General features: G+C 57.4%; 14 protein-coding genes. 13 read left to right on the top strand and 1 reads right to left on the bottom strand.

Going from position 1 to position 18441, the window contains the following annotated elements; all coding sequences use genetic code 11:
- The first annotated feature begins 86 nt into the window (after positions 1-86).
- The 3 genes from P0D68_RS14675 (at position 87) to P0D68_RS14665 (ending at position 3710) form a co-directional block, all read left to right on the top strand.
- Positions 87-1508 (top strand): DUF2252 domain-containing protein, encoded by a 1422-nt coding sequence (locus tag P0D68_RS14675; protein ID WP_408296653.1) that lies wholly within the window; start codon positions 87-89, stop codon positions 1506-1508.
- A gap of 354 nt (positions 1509-1862) precedes the next feature.
- On the top strand, positions 1863-2876 hold the full coding sequence (locus P0D68_RS14670) for a hypothetical protein (RefSeq protein ID WP_408296656.1): 1014 nt from the start codon (positions 1863-1865) through the stop codon (positions 2874-2876).
- Between the two features lie 279 nt (positions 2877-3155).
- A complete protein-coding gene (locus P0D68_RS14665; RefSeq protein ID WP_408296659.1) occupies positions 3156-3710 on the top strand; it encodes a sn-glycerol-3-phosphate transporter in 555 nt (184 codons plus the stop codon).
- 178 nt (positions 3711-3888) lie between these two features.
- Here the strand turns inward: P0D68_RS14665 and P0D68_RS14660 are convergent, their stop codons facing one another.
- Complete coding sequence (locus P0D68_RS14660) at positions 3889-4539, bottom strand: hypothetical protein (protein ID WP_408296662.1); 651 nt, start codon at positions 4537-4539, stop codon at positions 3889-3891.
- 262 nt (positions 4540-4801) lie between these two features.
- Between P0D68_RS14660 and ppk2 the strand changes: the two genes are divergently transcribed.
- From ppk2 to P0D68_RS14610, 10 genes are all read left to right on the top strand, one after another.
- On the top strand, positions 4802-5623 hold the full coding sequence (gene ppk2 / locus P0D68_RS14655) for a polyphosphate kinase 2 (protein ID WP_408185270.1): 822 nt from the start codon (positions 4802-4804) through the stop codon (positions 5621-5623).
- A 405-nt stretch (positions 5624-6028) separates the two neighbouring features.
- Positions 6029-7483 (top strand): two-component system sensor histidine kinase NtrB, encoded by a 1455-nt coding sequence (locus P0D68_RS14650; RefSeq protein WP_408296665.1) that lies wholly within the window; start codon positions 6029-6031, stop codon positions 7481-7483.
- Positions 7470-8105, top strand: a complete 636-nt coding sequence (locus P0D68_RS14645; RefSeq protein ID WP_408296668.1) for a response regulator transcription factor — start codon at positions 7470-7472, stop codon at positions 8103-8105. Before P0D68_RS14650 ends, P0D68_RS14645 begins: the two co-directional genes overlap by 14 nt.
- Positions 8106-8253: 148 nt before the next feature.
- Positions 8254-8652: a response regulator transcription factor gene (locus P0D68_RS14640; RefSeq protein ID WP_408296671.1), complete on the top strand. Its 399-nt coding sequence runs from the start codon at positions 8254-8256 to the stop codon at positions 8650-8652.
- A 160-nt stretch (positions 8653-8812) separates the two neighbouring features.
- Entirely contained in the window at positions 8813-9205 is a 393-nt protein-coding gene (locus P0D68_RS14635; RefSeq protein ID WP_091795450.1) for a hypothetical protein, read from the top strand.
- Positions 9206-9219: 14 nt separating this feature from the next.
- Positions 9220-10638, top strand: coding sequence for an efflux RND transporter periplasmic adaptor subunit (locus P0D68_RS14630; protein ID WP_408296675.1), 1419 nt, complete (start codon positions 9220-9222; stop codon positions 10636-10638).
- A gap of 13 nt (positions 10639-10651) precedes the next feature.
- The gene (locus tag P0D68_RS14625; RefSeq protein ID WP_408297006.1) at positions 10652-13885 is read left to right on the top strand and encodes an efflux RND transporter permease subunit; all 3234 of its coding nucleotides are present in this window, start codon (positions 10652-10654) and stop codon (positions 13883-13885) included.
- Between the two features lies 1 nt (position 13886).
- Positions 13887-15416 carry an efflux transporter outer membrane subunit gene (locus P0D68_RS14620; RefSeq protein ID WP_408296678.1) on the top strand — a complete coding sequence of 510 codons (1530 nt, stop codon included), beginning with the start codon at positions 13887-13889 and terminating at the stop codon, positions 15414-15416.
- On the top strand, positions 15413-16693 hold the full coding sequence (locus P0D68_RS14615; RefSeq protein WP_408296681.1) for a paraquat-inducible protein A: 1281 nt from the start codon (positions 15413-15415) through the stop codon (positions 16691-16693). Before P0D68_RS14620 ends, P0D68_RS14615 begins: the two co-directional genes overlap by 4 nt.
- Positions 16680-18299, top strand: a complete 1620-nt coding sequence (locus P0D68_RS14610; RefSeq protein WP_091795441.1) for a PqiB family protein — start codon at positions 16680-16682, stop codon at positions 18297-18299. The genes P0D68_RS14615 and P0D68_RS14610 overlap by 14 nt, the downstream gene beginning before the upstream one ends.
- Positions 18300-18441 lie beyond the last annotated feature (142 nt).

The following is an 18441-nucleotide window of genomic DNA, read 5'->3' as shown; positions in this document are numbered from 1 at the left end:
ACAAATGGCGGCGTAAAGGTTGTGTCAGAGGGACCGACCGATGACACGGGAATAACGAGGCAAGAGCAAATCAGGCAGGGGATATCATGGACAAGGCTGTTTCACGCAAGGCGGCAAGCAGATCGAATGCTAAAGACGTTCAGTACCGCACACCTGATGAGAGGGCGGCGGAAGGTCGACTCATGCGCGATTCGGTGCCGCGGACGTCACAGGGAGGCTGGAAGCAGCCCGATGGTCGGCGGGATATCCTTGAGCTTCTCAACGAATCCAATGAGGGGCGCCTGCCTAGTTTGGTGCCGATCCGGTTCGGTCGTATGTCTGCGTCTCCATTCGCGTTCTATCGCGGCGCGGCGGCCTTGATGGCTGCGGACCTGGCCACGACGGCAACCAGCGGGTTACGCGTGCAGGCGTGTGGCGACGCACACCTGATGAACTTCGGCGGATTCGCAACGCCTGAGCGCAACATCATTTTCGATATCAACGATCTGGATGAGACCTTGCCCGCGCCCTTCGAGTGGGATTTGAAGCGGCTCGCAGCCAGTGTCGTGATCGCGGCGCAGCATCTTGAGTTGCCCTACAGCGACACGACACGCATCAGCACGGATCTCGTGCGCGAATATCGCGAACGCATGCACGACTTCGCATCCATGCGCGCGCTCGACGTCTGGTACGACCGCATCGATCTGCAAAAGTACCAGGATCGGACGGGCGATCCCGCCATTGTCGAGGCAGCGCGCAAGCGCATCGCGCAGCGCATCGAAATGGAACGCCGCAAGACCGTGCCTGACCATCTCTATCCGAAGTTGGTCACGGAAGCAGACGGGCATCCCCGCATCAAGGACGAGCCGCCGCTCATCTTTCATCCCACTGAGGACGTCGCCCCCGGGCTTCAGTCGGGCTATGCGGAGGCCATTGCCTCGTATCGCGAGAGCCTCGCCGAACATGTGCGGGTACTGTTCGACAGGTTCCACTTCGTTGATCTGGCGCTCAAGGTGGTGGGCGTGGGCAGCGTCGGCACGATCTGCGGAGTGGGGTTGTTCATGGCGTCGGACAACGATCCGCTGTTCCTGCAAGTCAAGGAAGCCAAAATGTCCGTGCTCGAACCCTATGCAGGGAAGAGCCTGCATCCCAACCATGGGCAGCGGGTCATTGCCGGTCATCGCATCATGCAGGCTGCCAGCGACGTGTTTCTCGGGTGGAGCCGCGGTCAGAATGGGCGCGACTTTTATGTCCGTCAGCTTCGCGACATGAAAATGTCCGTCATGATCGAGGGGCTGGACGCCGGCATGCTCCGGCAATACGCGCGCATGTGCTCGCACGCGCTCGCGCGTGCTCACGCGCGCTCGGGCGACGCCGCGATGATCGCCGGGTACATGGGTTCGGGCCAGACGTTTGACGATGCGATCACCGAGTTCGCGGCGGAATATAGCTCACAGAACCGGCGCGACTACCGGCAATTCGTTCATGCGATCCGTGAAGGAAGGATCGAGGCAATAGTCGAAGGCTAGAGGGCGCAATAGGGGGCGTGAGGTCACGGTTGGATTGGGATGAAGCGAGAGGTTCTCGCGCCACGACAATACCTTGACGGTGCGTCTCATGTGGCATTCGATTCACCTGCCGCTTTTGCGCCCATTAAAGCAGCTGTTGCCGAGCTTGATCTGGATCATTACGTGGGGTCGTGACCTGCCGATGATAACGGTGGTGAAGGCAGGCGTTCTGGATTGCACAGTGGAAAGCATAATTTCACCGGTAATCAGGAATCCGCCTGCATCGCACCGCTGCAACTGGTCTACGTGGTCAAGACTGCCAGTCCGCAGAATATCCCTCAGCGTGAGTGAGAGCTTTTTTCAGGAGGCTCGGCAATGAGCATACTCAGCAGGCTATGGCATCGCGACGAACCACGCGGAACGCCTGAGCAAGAAGAGCGGATCGACGCAACGATCGAGCGTATTCTCACGATGATCCCCCGCTTGCGCATGGCAAAGCGTTACCGTACACGCCTTGCGCCCGCCGTTGCTGCTTATCTTCGTTTCGAAGCGGCTATGCTCGCTTCGTTGCCGGCAGCGCGTCAGGCAAGTATCAACACGTGGTCGTCCGATCCCCATCTGCGCGCTTTCTTTGCAACGCCCGAAGACTTGACCACGGCATTCGGCCGCTCAGAGGCGTTGCGTGAATATTTCGACCTGCATCCTGAATCAGAGGAAGCCTATGCTGTACTCGGGATGGCCATGACTGAACGCCATGTGCTCGGCGTTGCGATGGAGGGCGACACGATTCGTCGTGACGTTGCGCAAACCACGATCTGCTTCGGCGACTATCGGGTCCGAATATGCGCCGCCACAGAGAGCGAGCTGCATCAGGAAATTGGAAACCGTCTTGTCGATCAGTTGGCCTTGGAAGGATTGGCGAAGCTCGCGGCAGACCGCCGCGATCTGCTGTCTCGTGGACACGAACTTATCGAGGAGCGCTTCGCTCTGTTTCAGACGCAAGGCGCGGGTATGCGCTCTGTGGCTGGGGGCGGCGACGAGTCCAGCACGGAGGAGTTGGCCCGCCTGCACGCGGCGATAGAAGACAATGCTGACAAACTTGCGGCACTCAAGGCGCCTACCGAAGTCATCGAACTCGAATTAGAACGTGTCTGCGAAGTGCTGTCAGAGTCTTCTACACATATTTACCTGACGAAGAAACGGCTGCGCATCGATCTGATGAACGTGGTCCAACCAGCGGGCTCGCGGGGTAGCCACGATATTGAATTCAACTTCGCTCGAATTCCCGGCATCAAACCGGAGCAGCGTGCTTTTGCAGTAGTTCGGTATTCTCGTCACGAGTTACTGCCGGCTGGATTGCATATTGACCCTGCAATCAGGGCACTTTAGTGGAAACCGCTGGTCACGCTCGTTGTGAATTGCATCGGCGGACCGGGCGGCGTTTCTCATCTAAAGGATGCCGTGAATACTTTCAGTCGTGTACGCGCCTCATGCCCAATGGCAGAGATCACACGGGAGACCAAAGTCCTATATCCAATATTTCGCCTGTGATGTAGCGTGAAATTGACGCGCAACGAGCAGGTACACCGGTACTAATTATCGTCGGCGGTCGTTTTCCGCCGCTGGGCATCTAGGGCAGAATTTCCGCGTCCAGCGCTGCGGAGGCTGATGTACTCCTTGCAATGTGTGTTGCAAGGCGCGGCCTTCATCGTTTGGGCCGGTGTCCACTGGAGGGGCGACGTGAGTGGTGACCGTCGATTAAATCGGGAACTTTGTGCAATCGCTCTCGTTTTCGTCACTCAGACTGTTGCAGCGGGTTTTGCATGCGGAGATGAAATCACACTGCAAACCAATCTGTACAACATACACTACCACTATGACCCAGATCACATACCATACTCGCCTTTGGTCGCCGCAGAGTGGCGACGAAACGACGGGTGGTTGATCGGAGGCGGGGTATTTCTAAATTCATTTGGACAGTTCTCACAGACGGTTTATGGCGGATATCTCTGGAACATTGCCGACACCGGGTTTTATGCGAAGTTGGTGGGTGGTGTCGTTCACGGTTACACGGGGCAATACAAAGACAAGTTGCCGCTCAATGTCGGGGGATTCGCTCCTGGTATCATCCCGGCCATCGGATATAAGCTGGGGCCCGTGAGGATTGAGACACAGTTTATCTGGACCAGTGGGCTCATGATCACAGGCGGCATCGCCTTCTGACGGATATCGCTCGCTTCGTTCCAGCCTCGATTTCATTGAAACATTCGTGTCCGTCATCGCCCAGGCGGCAAGCGCGTCGCTGGGCGGTTCGTGGTGAAGATCGGGTCAACGGTTCAGCATGCGCACACATCTCGCGATAGACCGGGGCCGTTGTGGAACGTAGTCGGCAGTCGCCAGGTCATCCGCCAAGCGCCATGACGATCATAATGAGTACGACGCCGAGTATCGCCATCAATGCGCCTGTGAAAGCGGGTCTTCCAACGCCGGCATACCGTCCGAGTGTCGCGCCCACCGCAAATAGCATCGCCACCGCAACACAGCGGGATGAAGTCAAGGCAACGTGAATATCTTGCGTGACTAGAAAAGGAAGCGCGACAGGAAAGGTCGCGATAACGACAAGCAGAAAAATCCCAACGGCCGCCGCGAAGTCCTCCGTGCGAAGAAGGGGGTGCCTCTTAAGATCCAAAGCAAGCAGGCGGTGCCGCATGCCCGCAATTTCCTCTGGTCCGCTGATCGCGGCAACATAACCGGGTAGAGAATCTCTGACCAGGTTGAACCCCGTTTCAGAGTCGGCTAAAGCGATCTGCGACGCGACGACTCGATTGTGGGTTCGTTCGGTTACGATCCTGAGCAGGTACATGACTGCGTCGACCAGACCCCATGCGAGATTGCAGCCTAGCGCAGCCCTTGTCGCGGCACGCGCCTGCTGGCCTTCAGGCGAGGCGAGCGAGACTGTGCCGACGATAGTAACGGCCATGATAATGCCGAACAATATTTCAGAGGTTCGATCTATCGGGTCCAGAAGCCGTCTGACCTTCATATTCTTCATTGATCTTCTACCGTTGTCCTCTTTCAACCGTAGTCCACAGTTGGGTGAAGTTGTTGAGGCTGGTCAATCTTCCCGACGAAATTAAGCACGGATCTAAGGTGAGCTTTTCGCAGAACGTAGACTTGCGTGGGCCGAAATGGAGGCATTGGATGTGCGACGTCGCCATGCAGATGTGAATGGGCCGAAAGTCCTATTGCCGCACCGTGATATGCGGACGATAGTGAGGTGATGCCATTAATTTTGCGCGTTTCAAGGGGGAGCAATGTCTAAAACGCTTGAAAGAAGGGAAAACGCGGATGCTGCCAGGTTGGGACAGATCGACAACAAGACTTACATGAAAGAGCTCGCTCGATTGCACGTTGAACTGGTGAAGCTTCAGGAGTGGGCTGTCGCGACCGGGGCGAAGATTTGCGTCGTATTTGAAGGGAGAGACGGTGCGGGCAAAGGGGGCGCGATCAAAGCCATTACGGAACGCGTCAGCCCACGGATCTTCCGTGTCGTTGCGTTGCCGGCACCCACTGATCGCGAGAAGACCCAAATGTACGTGCAGCGATATCTTCCCTATTTGCCCGCGGCGGGTGAAATCGTACTCTTTGATCGAAGCTGGTATAACCGTGCGGGAGTAGAGCGCGTGATGAAGTTTTGCACGGAGGAACAGGCGCAAGCGTTCCTGAAAGCAATTCCGCTCGTTGAAAAAGCGATCGTGGGTTCAGGCATTATTCTTTTGAAGTATTGGCTGGAAGTGAGTGAAAAAGAGCAGACTCGCAGGCTGGAATCGCGCATCAATGACGAACGAAAAATATGGAAGCTCTCTTCAATGGATCTCGAGTCATACAGCCGCTGGTATGACTACTCTCGGGCGCGCGACGAGATGTTTGCAGCAACGGACACTGAAGGCTCACCCTGGTTCGTCGTGCCTTCCGACCATAAGAAGCGCGCCCGTCTGAATATCATTAGTCATCTCCTGAACTCGGTTCCATACAAAGAATTGCCGCGCAAGCGGATTGCGCTGCCGGCGCGCCAGAAGCCAAAGGGCTATGTCGATCCTGCATACCCGTTTCGATACGTGCCCGAGGTTTTTTAATAATTAAGCAGGCGCGCTTTTCATCTCGCTCTTAAGCGCCATGTGGCGGCAAGAAGCTAAACTCGTAGCCGCACTTTTTTCCAAATAAAATGGGAAAGTGGTGTAAATACCTATTCAAAAATTCTAGCTTCAATTCGCTAAATTATATTTATGTTAGTTTTTCTTAATTAAATAACGATGGCTGCGAGGTAGACTTAGTTAGGTAAAAAAATAAAACAGTAAGGTTGACCGAAAACCGATGATATAAGTCAAAAAATAAGGGAGGAAATGCGCTAGAGTGAGTTCACAGGGTCGGCAGTTCTAAGTTGCAATATGGATTGGCCCGCGCGATTCGGAAGATATGTCAGGCGAGCGGACCAGTCGCAACGACCCGAAAAACGAGCTATACATGGCGCGGAGACATCGATGACGAATCGAATTGGGCAGGTGAAGGCGTTTGCCCTTCGCCTTGCTGGAAATTTGACGGCTCTATACTCCCCTCGCAGGCTTCCTGCTGCTAGTCGCACTGGCGTTGAAACTGGCTGTTCGATGGAGATGCAATTTTCGGCTGATCGGGCCTGCGTTCTGTTGCCGCAAGACAGCCTGACGTCTGCTTTAGCGCATGTTGCGCACCCGGCAGGAGAGAGCCTATACGCATCCGGATCGACGGACACGAAGGCAAGCTCGCCACAGCAAATCATCTCGCCATTTTCGTGGTTTCGTGTGCCGCGTCGCCCGGCGCTTCAGATGCTTGATGAAAATATGTCTTTGCGAGATGCGCTCGAGTTGGTGCCTGTTCCCATCCTGACAGTGGACGCGGAAAATCTCATCACGTTCGCCAATGGCGGCGCCGTTGAATTGTTTGGGCGTAGCCAGGACGAGATGATGGGCGCATCAATTGAGGTGCTTTTTCCACCTGCTGTTGATTGCGAAGGGCACCGTGCCGTTGACCATCTGTCCACATCTGGCGAACGCCCGGAAAGAGTTCTGGTACGTCAACTGGTAGCAAGTCGCCGCAGGGGCGGGGATTTCCCAGCGGAAATCAGGATCGTTCGGGTCAAGGCGCATAGTCAAGAGGCGCAGATAGTCGCTATATCCGACCGCAGTGATTGCAGCGAGCTCGAACTGAGTCGGAACGAACTTGCGCATCTAGCCCGGGTTTCGTCGCTAGGTGAACTTGCCGGGTCCCTTGCCCACGAGTTGAATCAACCGTTGACAGCGATCCTCAGTAACGCGGAGGCTGCGCAAAGGTTGGTGAACCTGGGCGCAAGCAAGAACGCAGAACTTCGGGAAGCGCTACAAGATATTGTTGCTGATGACTGTCGAGCCAGTGAAGTCATCCAGAGAATCCGCACGCTGGTGAGGAATGGCAACATCGAGATGAAACCGTTGGACCTGGGGACGGTGGTCGCGGATGTGGCCGCGCTGGTGCGTAGCGACGCAATGGTTCGCGGCGTACATGTGACCTTTTATGTCGAAGATGCATTGACCATGGTACGCGGCGACCGGGTTCAATTGCAGCAAGTCCTACTTAACCTGCTACTGAATGGTTTCGATGCCGTGCAGGGACGCGCGCCGGCGGAACGTCTCGTCGAATTGGCGGTGCACCGGGCTGTTGACGGCGGTGCGCACATTACTGTGAAAGACCACGGTAACGGATTGCCGGCGGATCACATCGACAAGGTGTTCCTGCCTTTTTACACCACAAAGCCGCAGGGATTGGGTTTGGGCTTATCCATCAGCCGCACGATAGTCAACGCTCACGGTGGCTGCATGTGGGCTGAGAAGAACGACGGCCCGGGTGCGTGCTTCCATATTACATTCCCGCCGCGTCAGACATACGGCGGAATTGCTGGAGCAAATGACCATGAGTCAGCCTAACAGTCGAGTATTCCTTGTCGACGACGATGAGCAGGTGCGTTGCGCGATCTCGCGCCTGCTTCGCGCCGCCGGCTATTGTGTGCATTCCTTCGACAGTGCCGAGGTATTTTTCGATCGAGTGGATCTTTCGAGTTCTCCTGCGTGCCTTCTACTCGATCTGCAGATGCCAGGAATGACGGGGCTCGACGTACAACATCGGTTGAATGGACGCGTTCCCATCGTATTTCTTACCGGACGTGGCGATGTCGAATCGAGTGTCGACGCGATGAAGGCAGGCGCACTAGACTTTCTGATTAAACCGGTTCGGGAATCGGTGCTGATTGCCGCTGTCGATCGAGCTCTGCAATCTGCCTGCAAAGAGTTTGAAGTAGAGCGGGAACATGCGGAGCTATTGGGGCGTGTCAATCAACTCACGCGTCGCGAACGCGAGGTCATGGCCCTTGTTCTGACTGGGCGTTTGAATAAGCAGGTCGCAAGTGATTTAGGAGCCGCAGAGAAAACAATCAAGATTCACCGCGGGCGTGTGATGGAGAAGATGAGGGCGAGATCAATCGTCGAACTCATTCGCCTCGCGGATAAGGCCGGTGTGCACGCGGCCGATGATCAATCACCTTCTGCTTGACCGGCTCCTTCGGCGCGCACTTCACTTGATTACTTCTTGTGCAAGTTTTCTAGTGGACCAAAGTCCTATACCACGATCGCTCATCTGTCTTTAGGATGAACCTGCTGGGATCTTCTCACAGGAGCACTTGCGCGATTGCGTCCATACAATGGTCAAGTCCAGTCGAATAGTCGCGGTGGTGGATGACGACGAGTCGGTCTGTCGCTCCATCAAACGTTTGTTGCTCTCCGCGGGAATCGGGGCGGAAACGTTTGTCAGTGGGGAAGCTTTTCTCAACGCGCTATCGGCTGTTCCTTCGTTTTCTCCGGACTGCGTCATTCTGGACCTCCAGATGCCAGGCATCAATGGGCTAGAGGTCCAGCGGCAACTTGCTCCGCGCGATCTCCCAGTCATCATCATCACCGCTCATGACGATATCACTGTGCGGGAACGAGCCATGGCGTCTGGCGCGACTGCATATCTGCGCAAACCGTTCAACGGGTCAGCCTTGATCAAAGCCGTCGAGCAGGCGTTAGGCATCGACCCGAGCAATAGCGGAGATTGCTGATTCGTCGCTGTATATGAGACTAAGGTCCGATTGTCTCGTGCAGGGTCGTCAAGCAAACTGAATTGCGTCGAAGCATACGTTGCGATGCCTGTTGGCTTCCGCTGTGGACGCGGGAGTGACGTCGTGCGGCAGTCAGGGGCGCTATTGAAGGAGACACGTAATGAAACTCGAGTCTACGGTCGTCGCGATCTCGTTCGCGTTTTGTGCGCTCAATGTTTACGCCGACGATTTCAATGGCAGCAAGAAGCTGGTTTGCGCGACCGTCGAAGCTCATGCGTGCGATCCCGGCCTGGAGTGCAAGCGTTCCTTGCCCGATGACATTGGCGCTCCCCGATTTCTAACTCTGGACTTTAAAAAGAAAGAGGTGATTGGACCCGTTCACACCACGCCTATGCTCGTAGTCAATAAAGAACCCGAGCAGGTAGTCATGGAGGGCACCGAGATGGGATACGCATGGACCCTGATCCTCGACTCGACTGACGGATCAATGACATTGATGCTCGCCAATAGTAGCGATGCAATCGTGTTGTTTGGCAACTGCACACCCTCCTGATCAGGGACAGTGCCATGAAAACGGCTTCGCTTCTCATTGGCCCGTATAGCAAGCTGTGCCACTCCCGTGGCGCACTAGTCCGGTTTTTCAACAGCAGGGAAATGCGGGCTGTAGCGCATTTCATCCGCAATACCGGCATCGATGCGACGGCGTCACGACTCGACGATCGTGGCGTGGCATATCGCCGGCCCAGTTTGGCATACCTCGGCTTGCCGCTGCTTTTCCTTGCGGCACTCACGCTATTGCCCGGCTGCAAGAAGCAGGCGGCGACTCCGGCTGCACGCCCGCCTGAAGTGACTGTGATGTCGGTGGCCCAGCAGGATACTCCGGTCGACTTCGAATTCACGGCCCAGACCCAAAGTTCACGCGAAGTGGAGATCCGTGCGCGCGTTGACGGCTTTCTGGAGAAACGCATGTACGTAGAGGGCCAAGTTGTCAAAGCAGGCCAGACTATGTTCCTCATGGACCAAAAGCCATTCGAGGCCGCGCTCCAAACAGCGAAAGGACAACTGGCCCAACAGCAGGCGCGATACCAGGTCGCGAAAGCGAATCTCGGGCGGGTGGTCCCGCTTGCGGAACAGAACGCGTTGAGCAAGAAGGATCTGGACGACGCGATAGGAAATGAAAAGCAAAGCGCCGCAGCGGTGATAGCGGCACAGGGAGAGGTTCAGACGGCCCAGCTCAATCTGGGGTACACGACCATTAAATCCCCGCTGACAGGTCTGTCCAGCTTTGCGCGGCAGCAGGACGGAAGCTACGTGACAGCGACGTCCAGCGGTCTTCTGACCTATGTATATCAACTTGACCCAATGTGGGTCAACTTCAGCATTTCGGAAAACGAGATGTTGAGATATCGGGACGAAATTGCCGCAGGGCGGTTGAAGTTTCCACCCAACAGCGAGTTTGTCGTCACGCTGATTCTGGCGGACGGAAGCTTGTTCTCCGAGAAAGGCCACATAGATTTTGCCAACCCCGCCTTTAACACTGAAACGGGGACTTTTCTTGTGAGAGCGGTATTCGAGAATCCGAAGGGGACTTTACGCCCCGGCCAGTTTGTCAAAGCGCGGGTGTCCGGCGCGACGCGGCCCAATGCGATGCTCGTGCCTCAGCGCGCAGTATTGCAGGGCGCCAAGAGCCATTTCGTGTGGGTGGTCGATAACGATTCGAAGGCTCACCAGCGCGTGGTCGAGGTGGGGGATTGGCACGGTGACGACTGGTTCGTCTCTGACGGGCTGAAGGTCGGCGAACGCATTGTGGTCGACGGCGCGTTGCGCGTCATTGCCGATAGGCCGCTCAATATCGTCAAAGGGGCACCGGCAGCAGGTAGTGCAGCGGCGCCGGCTTCTGGTACGGCGGCAAGCCCTGCTGCTGAACCCGTTGCCGAAGGGCGAAATGCTGGGCCGGGCGGACCCGCAAGCAGCGCCACCCAGTGAATGGATGAACGACATGAATGTCTCGCACTTCTGCATCGATCGTCCGATATTCGCGTCGGTTATCTCCATCGTTATTACGCTCGGCGGAGCATTGGCGATGCTGGCGCTTCCGGTCGCCCAGTATCCTGACATCACGCCTCCGCAAATCACGATTTCTGCGACCTATCCGGGGGCCAACGCCGAAGTGGTGGCGAACAATGTCGCCGCTCCAATCGAGCAGCAAGTGAATGGCGCAGACAATATGATCTACATGAACTCGTCCAGTTCATCGACGGGAAACCTGACGATCAATGCCTATTTTCAGATCGGCACCAACCCGGAGCTTGCTCAGGTCGACGTTCAGAACCGCGTGAACCTCGCCCTTCCGCAATTGCCGCAGTCGGTCCAGGCGCAGGGCATTCAGGTACAGAAGAAGTCGTCCGCTTTCATGATGGTGATTGCGATCTATTCGCCGAGCGAACGTTACGATTCGGTCTATATCGCGAACTTTGCCAACATCTATGTGCTCGATGCCATCAAACGTATTCCGGGCGCGAATCAGTCGAGTATCTTCGGTAATCCGGACTACGCGATGCGTATCTGGCTCAAACCGGATCGGATGGCGCAGTTGGGCGTTACCGCGGCTGACGTTCAGCGAGTCGTGGCGAACCAGAACCAGCAATTCGCGGTGGGCAGCATTGGACAATCACCCACCGGGCGGCCTGTCGAGCAGTCTTTTGCCGTCACTACGACCGGCCGCCTCGCGGAGCCCGCCGAGTTCGAAAATATCATTGTGCGCGCGGCAAGCGGGGGAGCTGCGATTGTTCGGCTCAAGGACATTGGACGCGCGGATCTCGGACAAAAAGACTATTCGATTCGCAGTCGTTTCCAGGGAAAGCCCGCGACGGTCATTGCTGTCTATCAGCAGCCGGGCGCGAATGCACTCGAGGTGTCGAAGCAGGTGCGGGCGACGCTTCTGGAGCTGAAGAAGTCGTTTCCCGAAGGGTTGAGCTATGAGATTGCGATGGACACGACGGAATTCACCCGCGCATCCATCTCAGATGTCATCCACACCTTCTTTGAAGCATTGATATTGGTGGTGATCGTTGTCTTTGTTTTCCTGCAAAGTCTGCGCGCAACGTTGATCCCTATTGTGGCGGTCCCGGTCTCGATCGTGGGCACATGTATGTTCATGCTGCCGCTGGGTTTCTCGATCAATATGCTCACGCTGTTCGGAATGGTTCTGGCGATCGGGATTGTCGTGGACGATGCGATCGTTGTGATCGAAAACGTCGAGCGCAATATGACGGTGTATAAGCTAACCCCGAAAGATGCTGCGAAGAAAGCAATGGACGAAGTGGCGGGGCCGGTCATTGCGATTGTATTGGTGCTGTGCGCGGTCTTCGTGCCGGTGGCGTTTCTCGGTGGCATCACCGGGCAGATGTACAAACAGTTCGCCATCACGATCGCTATATCGGTGGTCATCTCCGGTATTGTGGCGCTGACGCTTTCGCCAGCGCTTGCCGCTTTGCTGCTGAAGAGTTCGCACGGTGAGAAGAAGGGCTTTTTCCGCTGGTTCGACAACGCTTTCTCGCGAATGACGGCTGGATATTCGAGAGCGGTGAGACTGCTGATCAAGCGCTTTGTGATCGGACTGGTGCTTTTCGCCGGCATGATCGCGCTGGCTGTTGTCATGATGAGGTCTATCCCTGGGGCATTTTTGCCGCCGGAAGACCAGGGCTATCTGCTCGGCGCGGTCATCATGCCTGACTCCGCGAGTCTCGATCGCACCGGTGAAGTTTCGCAGCAGGTGACGGATTACTTCAAGAAACAGGGGGCAGTGGGCAGCATTACAGTGGTGGATGGTTACAGTCTGCTGGATAACCAGAACAAGAATAACGCGAGCGCGTTCTTTGTCGGGTTCAAGAGCTTTGAGGAGCGCTATTCCTCGGAGAACAGAAAGACGCAGAACGCACAAGCGGTCCTGGTGGACGCCTATCGCGGATTTTCGACGGTAAAGGAGGGCGTCGTCATTCCGGTCAACCCGCCGTCGATCCCGGGGTTGGGTACGACAGGCGGCACAGAAGTGTGGATCCAGAGTAAAGGGGATGCAACCGTCGCCCAACTGGCGGAGGTGGCGGACCAGTTCGTCCAGAAGGCAAAGCAGCGACAGGAACTGACGGGCGTGACCTCGACATTCAATGCGTCGTCGAGGCAATTGTTGGTGAAGGTTGATCGTGACAAGTCGGAAACGCTCGGTGTCCCGGTCGAGGACGTGTATAGCGCGATGCAAACAATGTTTGGATCACTGTACGTGTCGCAGTTCAACCGGTCCAGCCGGCTCTGGCAAGTCATCCTGCAGGCGGAGCCTTCGTACCGCCTTAAGCCTGAGGACCTCGATCAGATATTTGCGCGCAGCCGCAGCGGTACGATGGTGCCGATCAAGTCGGTGGCGAGTTATCAATATGTGACCGGCCCGGATCTCGTCACGCGCTTCAACAACTTTCCCGCCATCAAGATCACGGCAAATGCGGCTCCGGGTTTTAGCTCGGGCCAGGTCATCGCCGCGCTGGAAGACCTCGCCTCGCAAATGCCGCAAGGCTTCGACGTCGCGTGGAGCGGTGAGGCCTATGAGGAGCGTCAATCTGGCGGCACATCCGGCCTCGTGTTCGTATTCGGCCTCGTGATGGTGTTTTTGATCCTTGCGGCACAGTATGAAAAGTGGACGTTGCCGATCGGGGTGCTGATGGCGGTGCCGTTCGCTCTCTTCGGAGCACTACTCGCTATTCTGTTGCGCGGGTTGACCAACGACGTGTACTTCCAGATCGGGTTGACGATGCTCGTCGCGTTGGCCGCCAAGAACGCCATTCTTATCTTCGAGTTCGCGGTATTGAATCGTGGCACTGGCGCATCGGTTCTCGACGCTACGATGACAGCGGCCGAGGAACGGCTGCGCCCGATCGTGATGACCTCGCTGGCGTTCATTCTGGGGTGCGTGCCGCTTGCAATCGCACGCGGCGCATCGGCGAATAGCCGGCACTCCATCGGTACGGGGGTGATTGGAGGGATGCTCGGCGCGACGGTGCTCGCCGTGTTCTTCATTCCAATGTTCTATTACCTGCTCGAGTCGATGTCCTCACGGTCAAGCGGCGGTAAGCAGACGCCAGACCAGGGGAGCGGCAAGGTGAACCCCGCCACGCCGCCGGATGCGACGCCAGGTTCTGGCTCGACGCACCCGGCACCGTCGGCACCGCGCGAGGGCGACTGACATGGAACGCCTGGCTCTTATGCGCGTCCTGGCCTCGCTCATTCTCCTTCCTTTGAGTGGCTGCCTGCTCGGCCCCGACTATGTGCGGCCGAAAATCGATGTGCCTGCGACTTTCCGCTTCGCGCAGGACAGTTCGGTCGACGTCGCGAACACGGTCTGGTGGGAGCAGTTTCTGGATCCGGTGCTGAACCAGCTCATTGCAACGGCGCTGAGCGAAAACCGGGACGTGAGGGTGGCGGCCGCCAGGGTCGAGGAGTTTCGCGGCCAGTTCGTGACAACCCGGTCCGCACTTTTCCCGCAGGTGGGTGCGGGCGCCGACGCCTCGCGTCAGCGTGCGTCGCAAAGCGCGGGTGTACCGTTCCCGGCAAACGTGAGTCCCGTTTATAACCAGTTCGACGCGACGGTGTCGGTGGCCTGGGAGATCGATCTGTTCGGCAAGTATCGGCGGCAAACCGAGGCTGCGCGGGCAAACCTGCTGGCAAGTGAGGAGGGCCACCGCGCGATCATCCTCGCTTTGGTGGCTTCCGTTGCGTCGTCGTATGTCAACTTGCGCAGTCTCGATCGGCAATTGGAAATTGCGAAAGACACGGCAGTCAGCCGGGCGGAATCGGTACGTGTATTCACTGCCCGATTCCAGGGGGGAGAGGTTTCGCAAATGGAGCTCGCCCAAAGTCAGTCGGAATACGAGTCGGCGCAAGCGACCATTCCGCAAATCGAAACGCAAATTGCCCAGCAGGAGAACGCGCTATCCGTGTTGATCGGCAGGAATCCCGGCCAGATTCTGCGAGGACGAGAACTCTCGGCGTTGGGGACGCCGCAGATTCCAGCGGGCCTGCCTTCAGAACTGCTGGAGCGTCGCCCGGATCTTTTGCAGGCGGAGCAAACGCTCGTCTCGCAGAATGCATTGATCGGCGCCGCGCGCGCGCTCTATTTCCCGTCGATATCGCTGACGGGGCTATTCGGCTCGCTCAGTACGCAGTTTTCGAGCCTCTTCACCGGGCCCGCCCGAGTGTGGTCTTTCGCGGGTTCATTGACGCAGCCGATCTTCACGGCAGGCAACATCTCAGGACAGGTGCGCCAGGCTGAGGCTCGTCAACAGGAAGCGCTGTTCGCATACGAAAAAACGATCCAGGTCGCGTTCCAGGAAGTTGAAGACGCGCTTATTTCCGTGCAGAAAACGCATGAGCAACTCGGGTCGCAGGGGAATCAGGTGGAAGCGCTGCGTACTTACGCGCGGCTGGCACGCTTGCGCTATGAGGGCGGTTATACGAGCTACATCGAAGTGCTCGATGCCGAACGCAGTCTCTTTAACGCACAGCTGGGTTACACGCAAACACAGGGCGCCGTGCTCACCTCGTACGTCAGTCTGTATAAAGCCCTCGGGGGCGGTTGGGTTCTGGAAGCTGAAAAGATGTCGAATCCAGCGTCGGCGCCGTCGGCCGCGCCGGTTCCGGCCTCCTCCGCGAGCACTGAGCCGGTTGCGCAGCAGATCGCTCCGGCTGATGGGGCAATCGCACAGGAGCGGCGATGATCGACGCAGATATCATCGCTTGCCACGACTGCGATTTGCTGCAGCGTGGAAGCCAGGTGCAACCTGGCAGCACGTTGCGCTGTCACCGCTGCCACGCGGAGCTGCGTCGAGGCCGCTCCAATGGTCCCGAATACGCTTTGGCGTTTACGACGGCGTCCGTGGTGTTGCTCGTCATCTCCAATGCGTTTCCGATCGTGGGTCTGTCGGTGAGCGGCACTCTCGTTCAAACGACGCTAGCCGGATCCGTGCGGGTCTTGTACCTGGATGGCATGTGGCCGCTTGCGGCGCTGGTGGGCCTCACGACGATTTTCATGCCGGTGGTGCAGACCGTGACGATGCTGTGGCTGCTGCTGCCTTTGCATTTCAGGCGCAAGCCTTGGGGTCCGGTAGGCGCATTCCGGCTGTTTCAACTGGCTCGCCCGTGGGGAATGACCGAGGTGCTGATCCTTGGCCTACTGGTTGCGCTCGTCAAGCTGGCGCATATCGCGAAGGTCGTGCCCGGCACGGCGCTGTGGTCCTTCATTGCGCTCATGATCATACTGGCGGCCGCCGCGGCATCATTCGATCCGCAAGAGGTGTGGTCGCGTATTGCCGCTGCACGAAACAACGATAGGAGCTTACGCCTGCCGCGGCGCATTCCCGCGAATGGTGCGCTGACAGGGGCAGCATGCGGACTTACGCTCTGTCACGATTGCGGTCTGCTGGTGGGCTCGCCGAAGGGTTCCGTTGCGCGGCATTGCCCGCGTTGCGGAGCGTCGCTGCACGTGCGCAAACCGGCCAGCCTGTCGCGCACGTGGGCGTATCTCCTCGCAGCCACCGTGCTCTATATCCCGGCGAACGTTCTACCCGTAATGGACACGAGTTCGCTGTTCGGCGCACAGAAAGACACGATCCTGAGCGGCGTGGTCTATCTCTGGGTATCGGGGTCGTGGCCGCTTGCCGTTCTCGTCTTTATCGCAAGCATTGCTGTGCCGATGCTCAAAGTTCTTGGGTTGGCCTATTTGACGATCTCGACACAGCTTCATTCGCAATGGCTGCCTGAACAGCGTACGCAAATCTACCGCGTAATCGAGCTGGTCGGACGCTGGTCGATGCTCGACATATATGTCATCACGATGCTGGTAGCCTTGGTCCAATTCAAGGCACTTGCGACTATCAACGCAGGTCCCGCGGCTATTGCGTTCGGCGCGGTGGTGGTGCTGACACTGTTGGCGGCGATGTCTTTCGATCCGCGTTTGATCTGGGACGCTGTGGAGCGGGATCATGACCACGCCTAGCGAAAAACCCGATACACCTGATCTGGTTGAGGCCGACGTGGTCCCGCGCTCGCGCTGGCGCATGCAGCTAGTGTGGCTGGTGCCTATCGTGGCGCTGCTGGTTGGCGGATGGCTCGCCACGAAGGCCGTGCTGGAACGTGGAGAAAAGATAACCATCAGCTTCAAGACGGGCGAGGGGCTGGAAGCGGGTAAGACCAAGCTCAAGTTCAAAGACGTCGATATCGGGGTCGTCGAAGCGGTGACGCTCTCAACGGATCACAAACACGTCGTCGCGAAAGCCGAAGTGGTGCGCGATGTGGCGAATATGCTTGTCGACAATACGCGCTTCTGGGTGGTGCGTCCGCGCATCTCCGGCGGCACGGTGTCCGGACTCGGCACACTTTTGTCCGGGTCTTACATCGACGTGGATGTCGGCAATGCCGTGAAAGCCCGTCATGACTTTGTCGGGCTGGAGGTGCCCCCTGTATTTGCCAGTGACATTCCCGGGCGCGAATTCACGTTGAAGAGCACGGGACTCGGCTCGCTGGATGTCGGCTCGCCGGTCTATTTCCGCAGGCTTCAGGTTGGACAGATTGCCTCCTATCAGTTGGACCCGGATGGTAAAGGTGTCACGCTCAAGGTATTCGTGAATGCCCCTTATGATCGGTTCGTGAAAAGCGATACGCGCTTCTGGCACGCCAGTGGAGTCGATATGGCATTCGATACGAACGGTCTGCGGATCGAGACGCAATCGATCGTTTCGATCATCATCGGCGGTGTGGCATTCGAGTCTCCCGCGGATTCGGTGGAGGAGGTCGCGGCGGTGGCCAATGCGCAATTCGAACTGTATTCGACTCGCGCCGATGCGATGAAGCAGCACGACCGCATTGTCGACAGGTATGTGGTGAACTTCACCGATTCCGTGCGCGGTCTGACGGTTGGCGCACCCGTGGATTTTCGCGGCGTAGTGATCGGCGAAGTGACACAGATCTATACGCGATTCGACCCGGAACGCCGGCGCTTCAGCATTCCGGTCGAGATCCAGATCTATCCCGAGCGCTTTACCTCACGCTATCAGACGGGGCGAGCCGGCGGCCGCATCAGCGAGGATCCAAAAGGAATCGCCAATTACCTGGTCGAAAATGGCTTTCGCTTCCAGCTAAAGAGCGGCAATCCGCTGACCGGTCAACTCTATCTTGCGCTGGATTATTTTCCTGACGCCCCGAAGGCCAAGATCGACTGGAACAGGTCACCACCTGAGTTGCCGGCTGTGCCGCGCACGCTGCAATCGCTGCAGGATTCGGTTACGCGCTTGCTGACGAAGCTCAATAGCATTCCGTTCGAGGCAATCGGAAACGACGCCCGTACGACGCTGCAAACCACGAACTCGATGCTCTCGAAACTCGACGCGGATGTCATTCCACGCGCTCACGACACATTGGCTTCCGCGCAAACAGTGCTTAATTCGGCGAATACCGCGCTGCAACCCGATTCGTCCTTGCAGCAGACGACAGAAGAGACTCTTAGAGAGTTGACCCGTACCTCCGCGGCACTCCGTACGCTTGCGGACTATCTTTCGCAGCATCCCGAAGCATTGGTTCGCGGAAAGCCCGGAGGGCAGCCATGACTCGATATCGGCGTCGTGACGGGAGCGCAAGGCACGTGGCTCGGCACGGAAACGGCACGCCAATGAGCGGATGCCGTCTTCCTGTCGTATTCATCGCGGGACCAAACGGCGGGGGAGTTCGTCGACAGATTCAAGGAAGGCG

It is taken from the genome of Paraburkholderia sp. RL17-380-BIE-A, assembly GCF_046028085.1.
GTDB lineage: Bacteria > Pseudomonadota > Gammaproteobacteria > Burkholderiales > Burkholderiaceae > Paraburkholderia.
This window is presented reverse-complemented; position numbering and strand designations above follow the sequence as displayed.

Coding starts and splice junctions, on each gene's coding strand:
- P0D68_RS14675 (WP_408296653.1), top strand. CDS start 87: ATGGACAAGGCTGTTTCACGCAAGGCGGCAAGCAGATCGAATGCTAAA.
- P0D68_RS14670 (WP_408296656.1), top strand. CDS start 1,863: ATGAGCATACTCAGCAGGCTATGGCATCGCGACGAACCACGCGGAACG.
- P0D68_RS14665 (WP_408296659.1), top strand. CDS start 3,156: ATGTACTCCTTGCAATGTGTGTTGCAAGGCGCGGCCTTCATCGTTTGG.
- P0D68_RS14660 (WP_408296662.1), bottom strand. CDS start 4,539: ATGAAGAATATGAAGGTCAGACGGCTTCTGGACCCGATAGATCGAACC.
- ppk2 (WP_408185270.1), top strand. CDS start 4,802: ATGTCTAAAACGCTTGAAAGAAGGGAAAACGCGGATGCTGCCAGGTTG.
- P0D68_RS14650 (WP_408296665.1), top strand. CDS start 6,029: ATGACGAATCGAATTGGGCAGGTGAAGGCGTTTGCCCTTCGCCTTGCT.
- P0D68_RS14645 (WP_408296668.1), top strand. CDS start 7,470: ATGAGTCAGCCTAACAGTCGAGTATTCCTTGTCGACGACGATGAGCAG.
- P0D68_RS14640 (WP_408296671.1), top strand. CDS start 8,254: ATGGTCAAGTCCAGTCGAATAGTCGCGGTGGTGGATGACGACGAGTCG.
- P0D68_RS14635 (WP_091795450.1), top strand. CDS start 8,813: ATGAAACTCGAGTCTACGGTCGTCGCGATCTCGTTCGCGTTTTGTGCG.
- P0D68_RS14630 (WP_408296675.1), top strand. CDS start 9,220: ATGAAAACGGCTTCGCTTCTCATTGGCCCGTATAGCAAGCTGTGCCAC.
- P0D68_RS14625 (WP_408297006.1), top strand. CDS start 10,652: ATGAATGTCTCGCACTTCTGCATCGATCGTCCGATATTCGCGTCGGTT.
- P0D68_RS14620 (WP_408296678.1), top strand. CDS start 13,887: ATGGAACGCCTGGCTCTTATGCGCGTCCTGGCCTCGCTCATTCTCCTT.
- P0D68_RS14615 (WP_408296681.1), top strand. CDS start 15,413: ATGATCGACGCAGATATCATCGCTTGCCACGACTGCGATTTGCTGCAG.
- P0D68_RS14610 (WP_091795441.1), top strand. CDS start 16,680: ATGACCACGCCTAGCGAAAAACCCGATACACCTGATCTGGTTGAGGCC.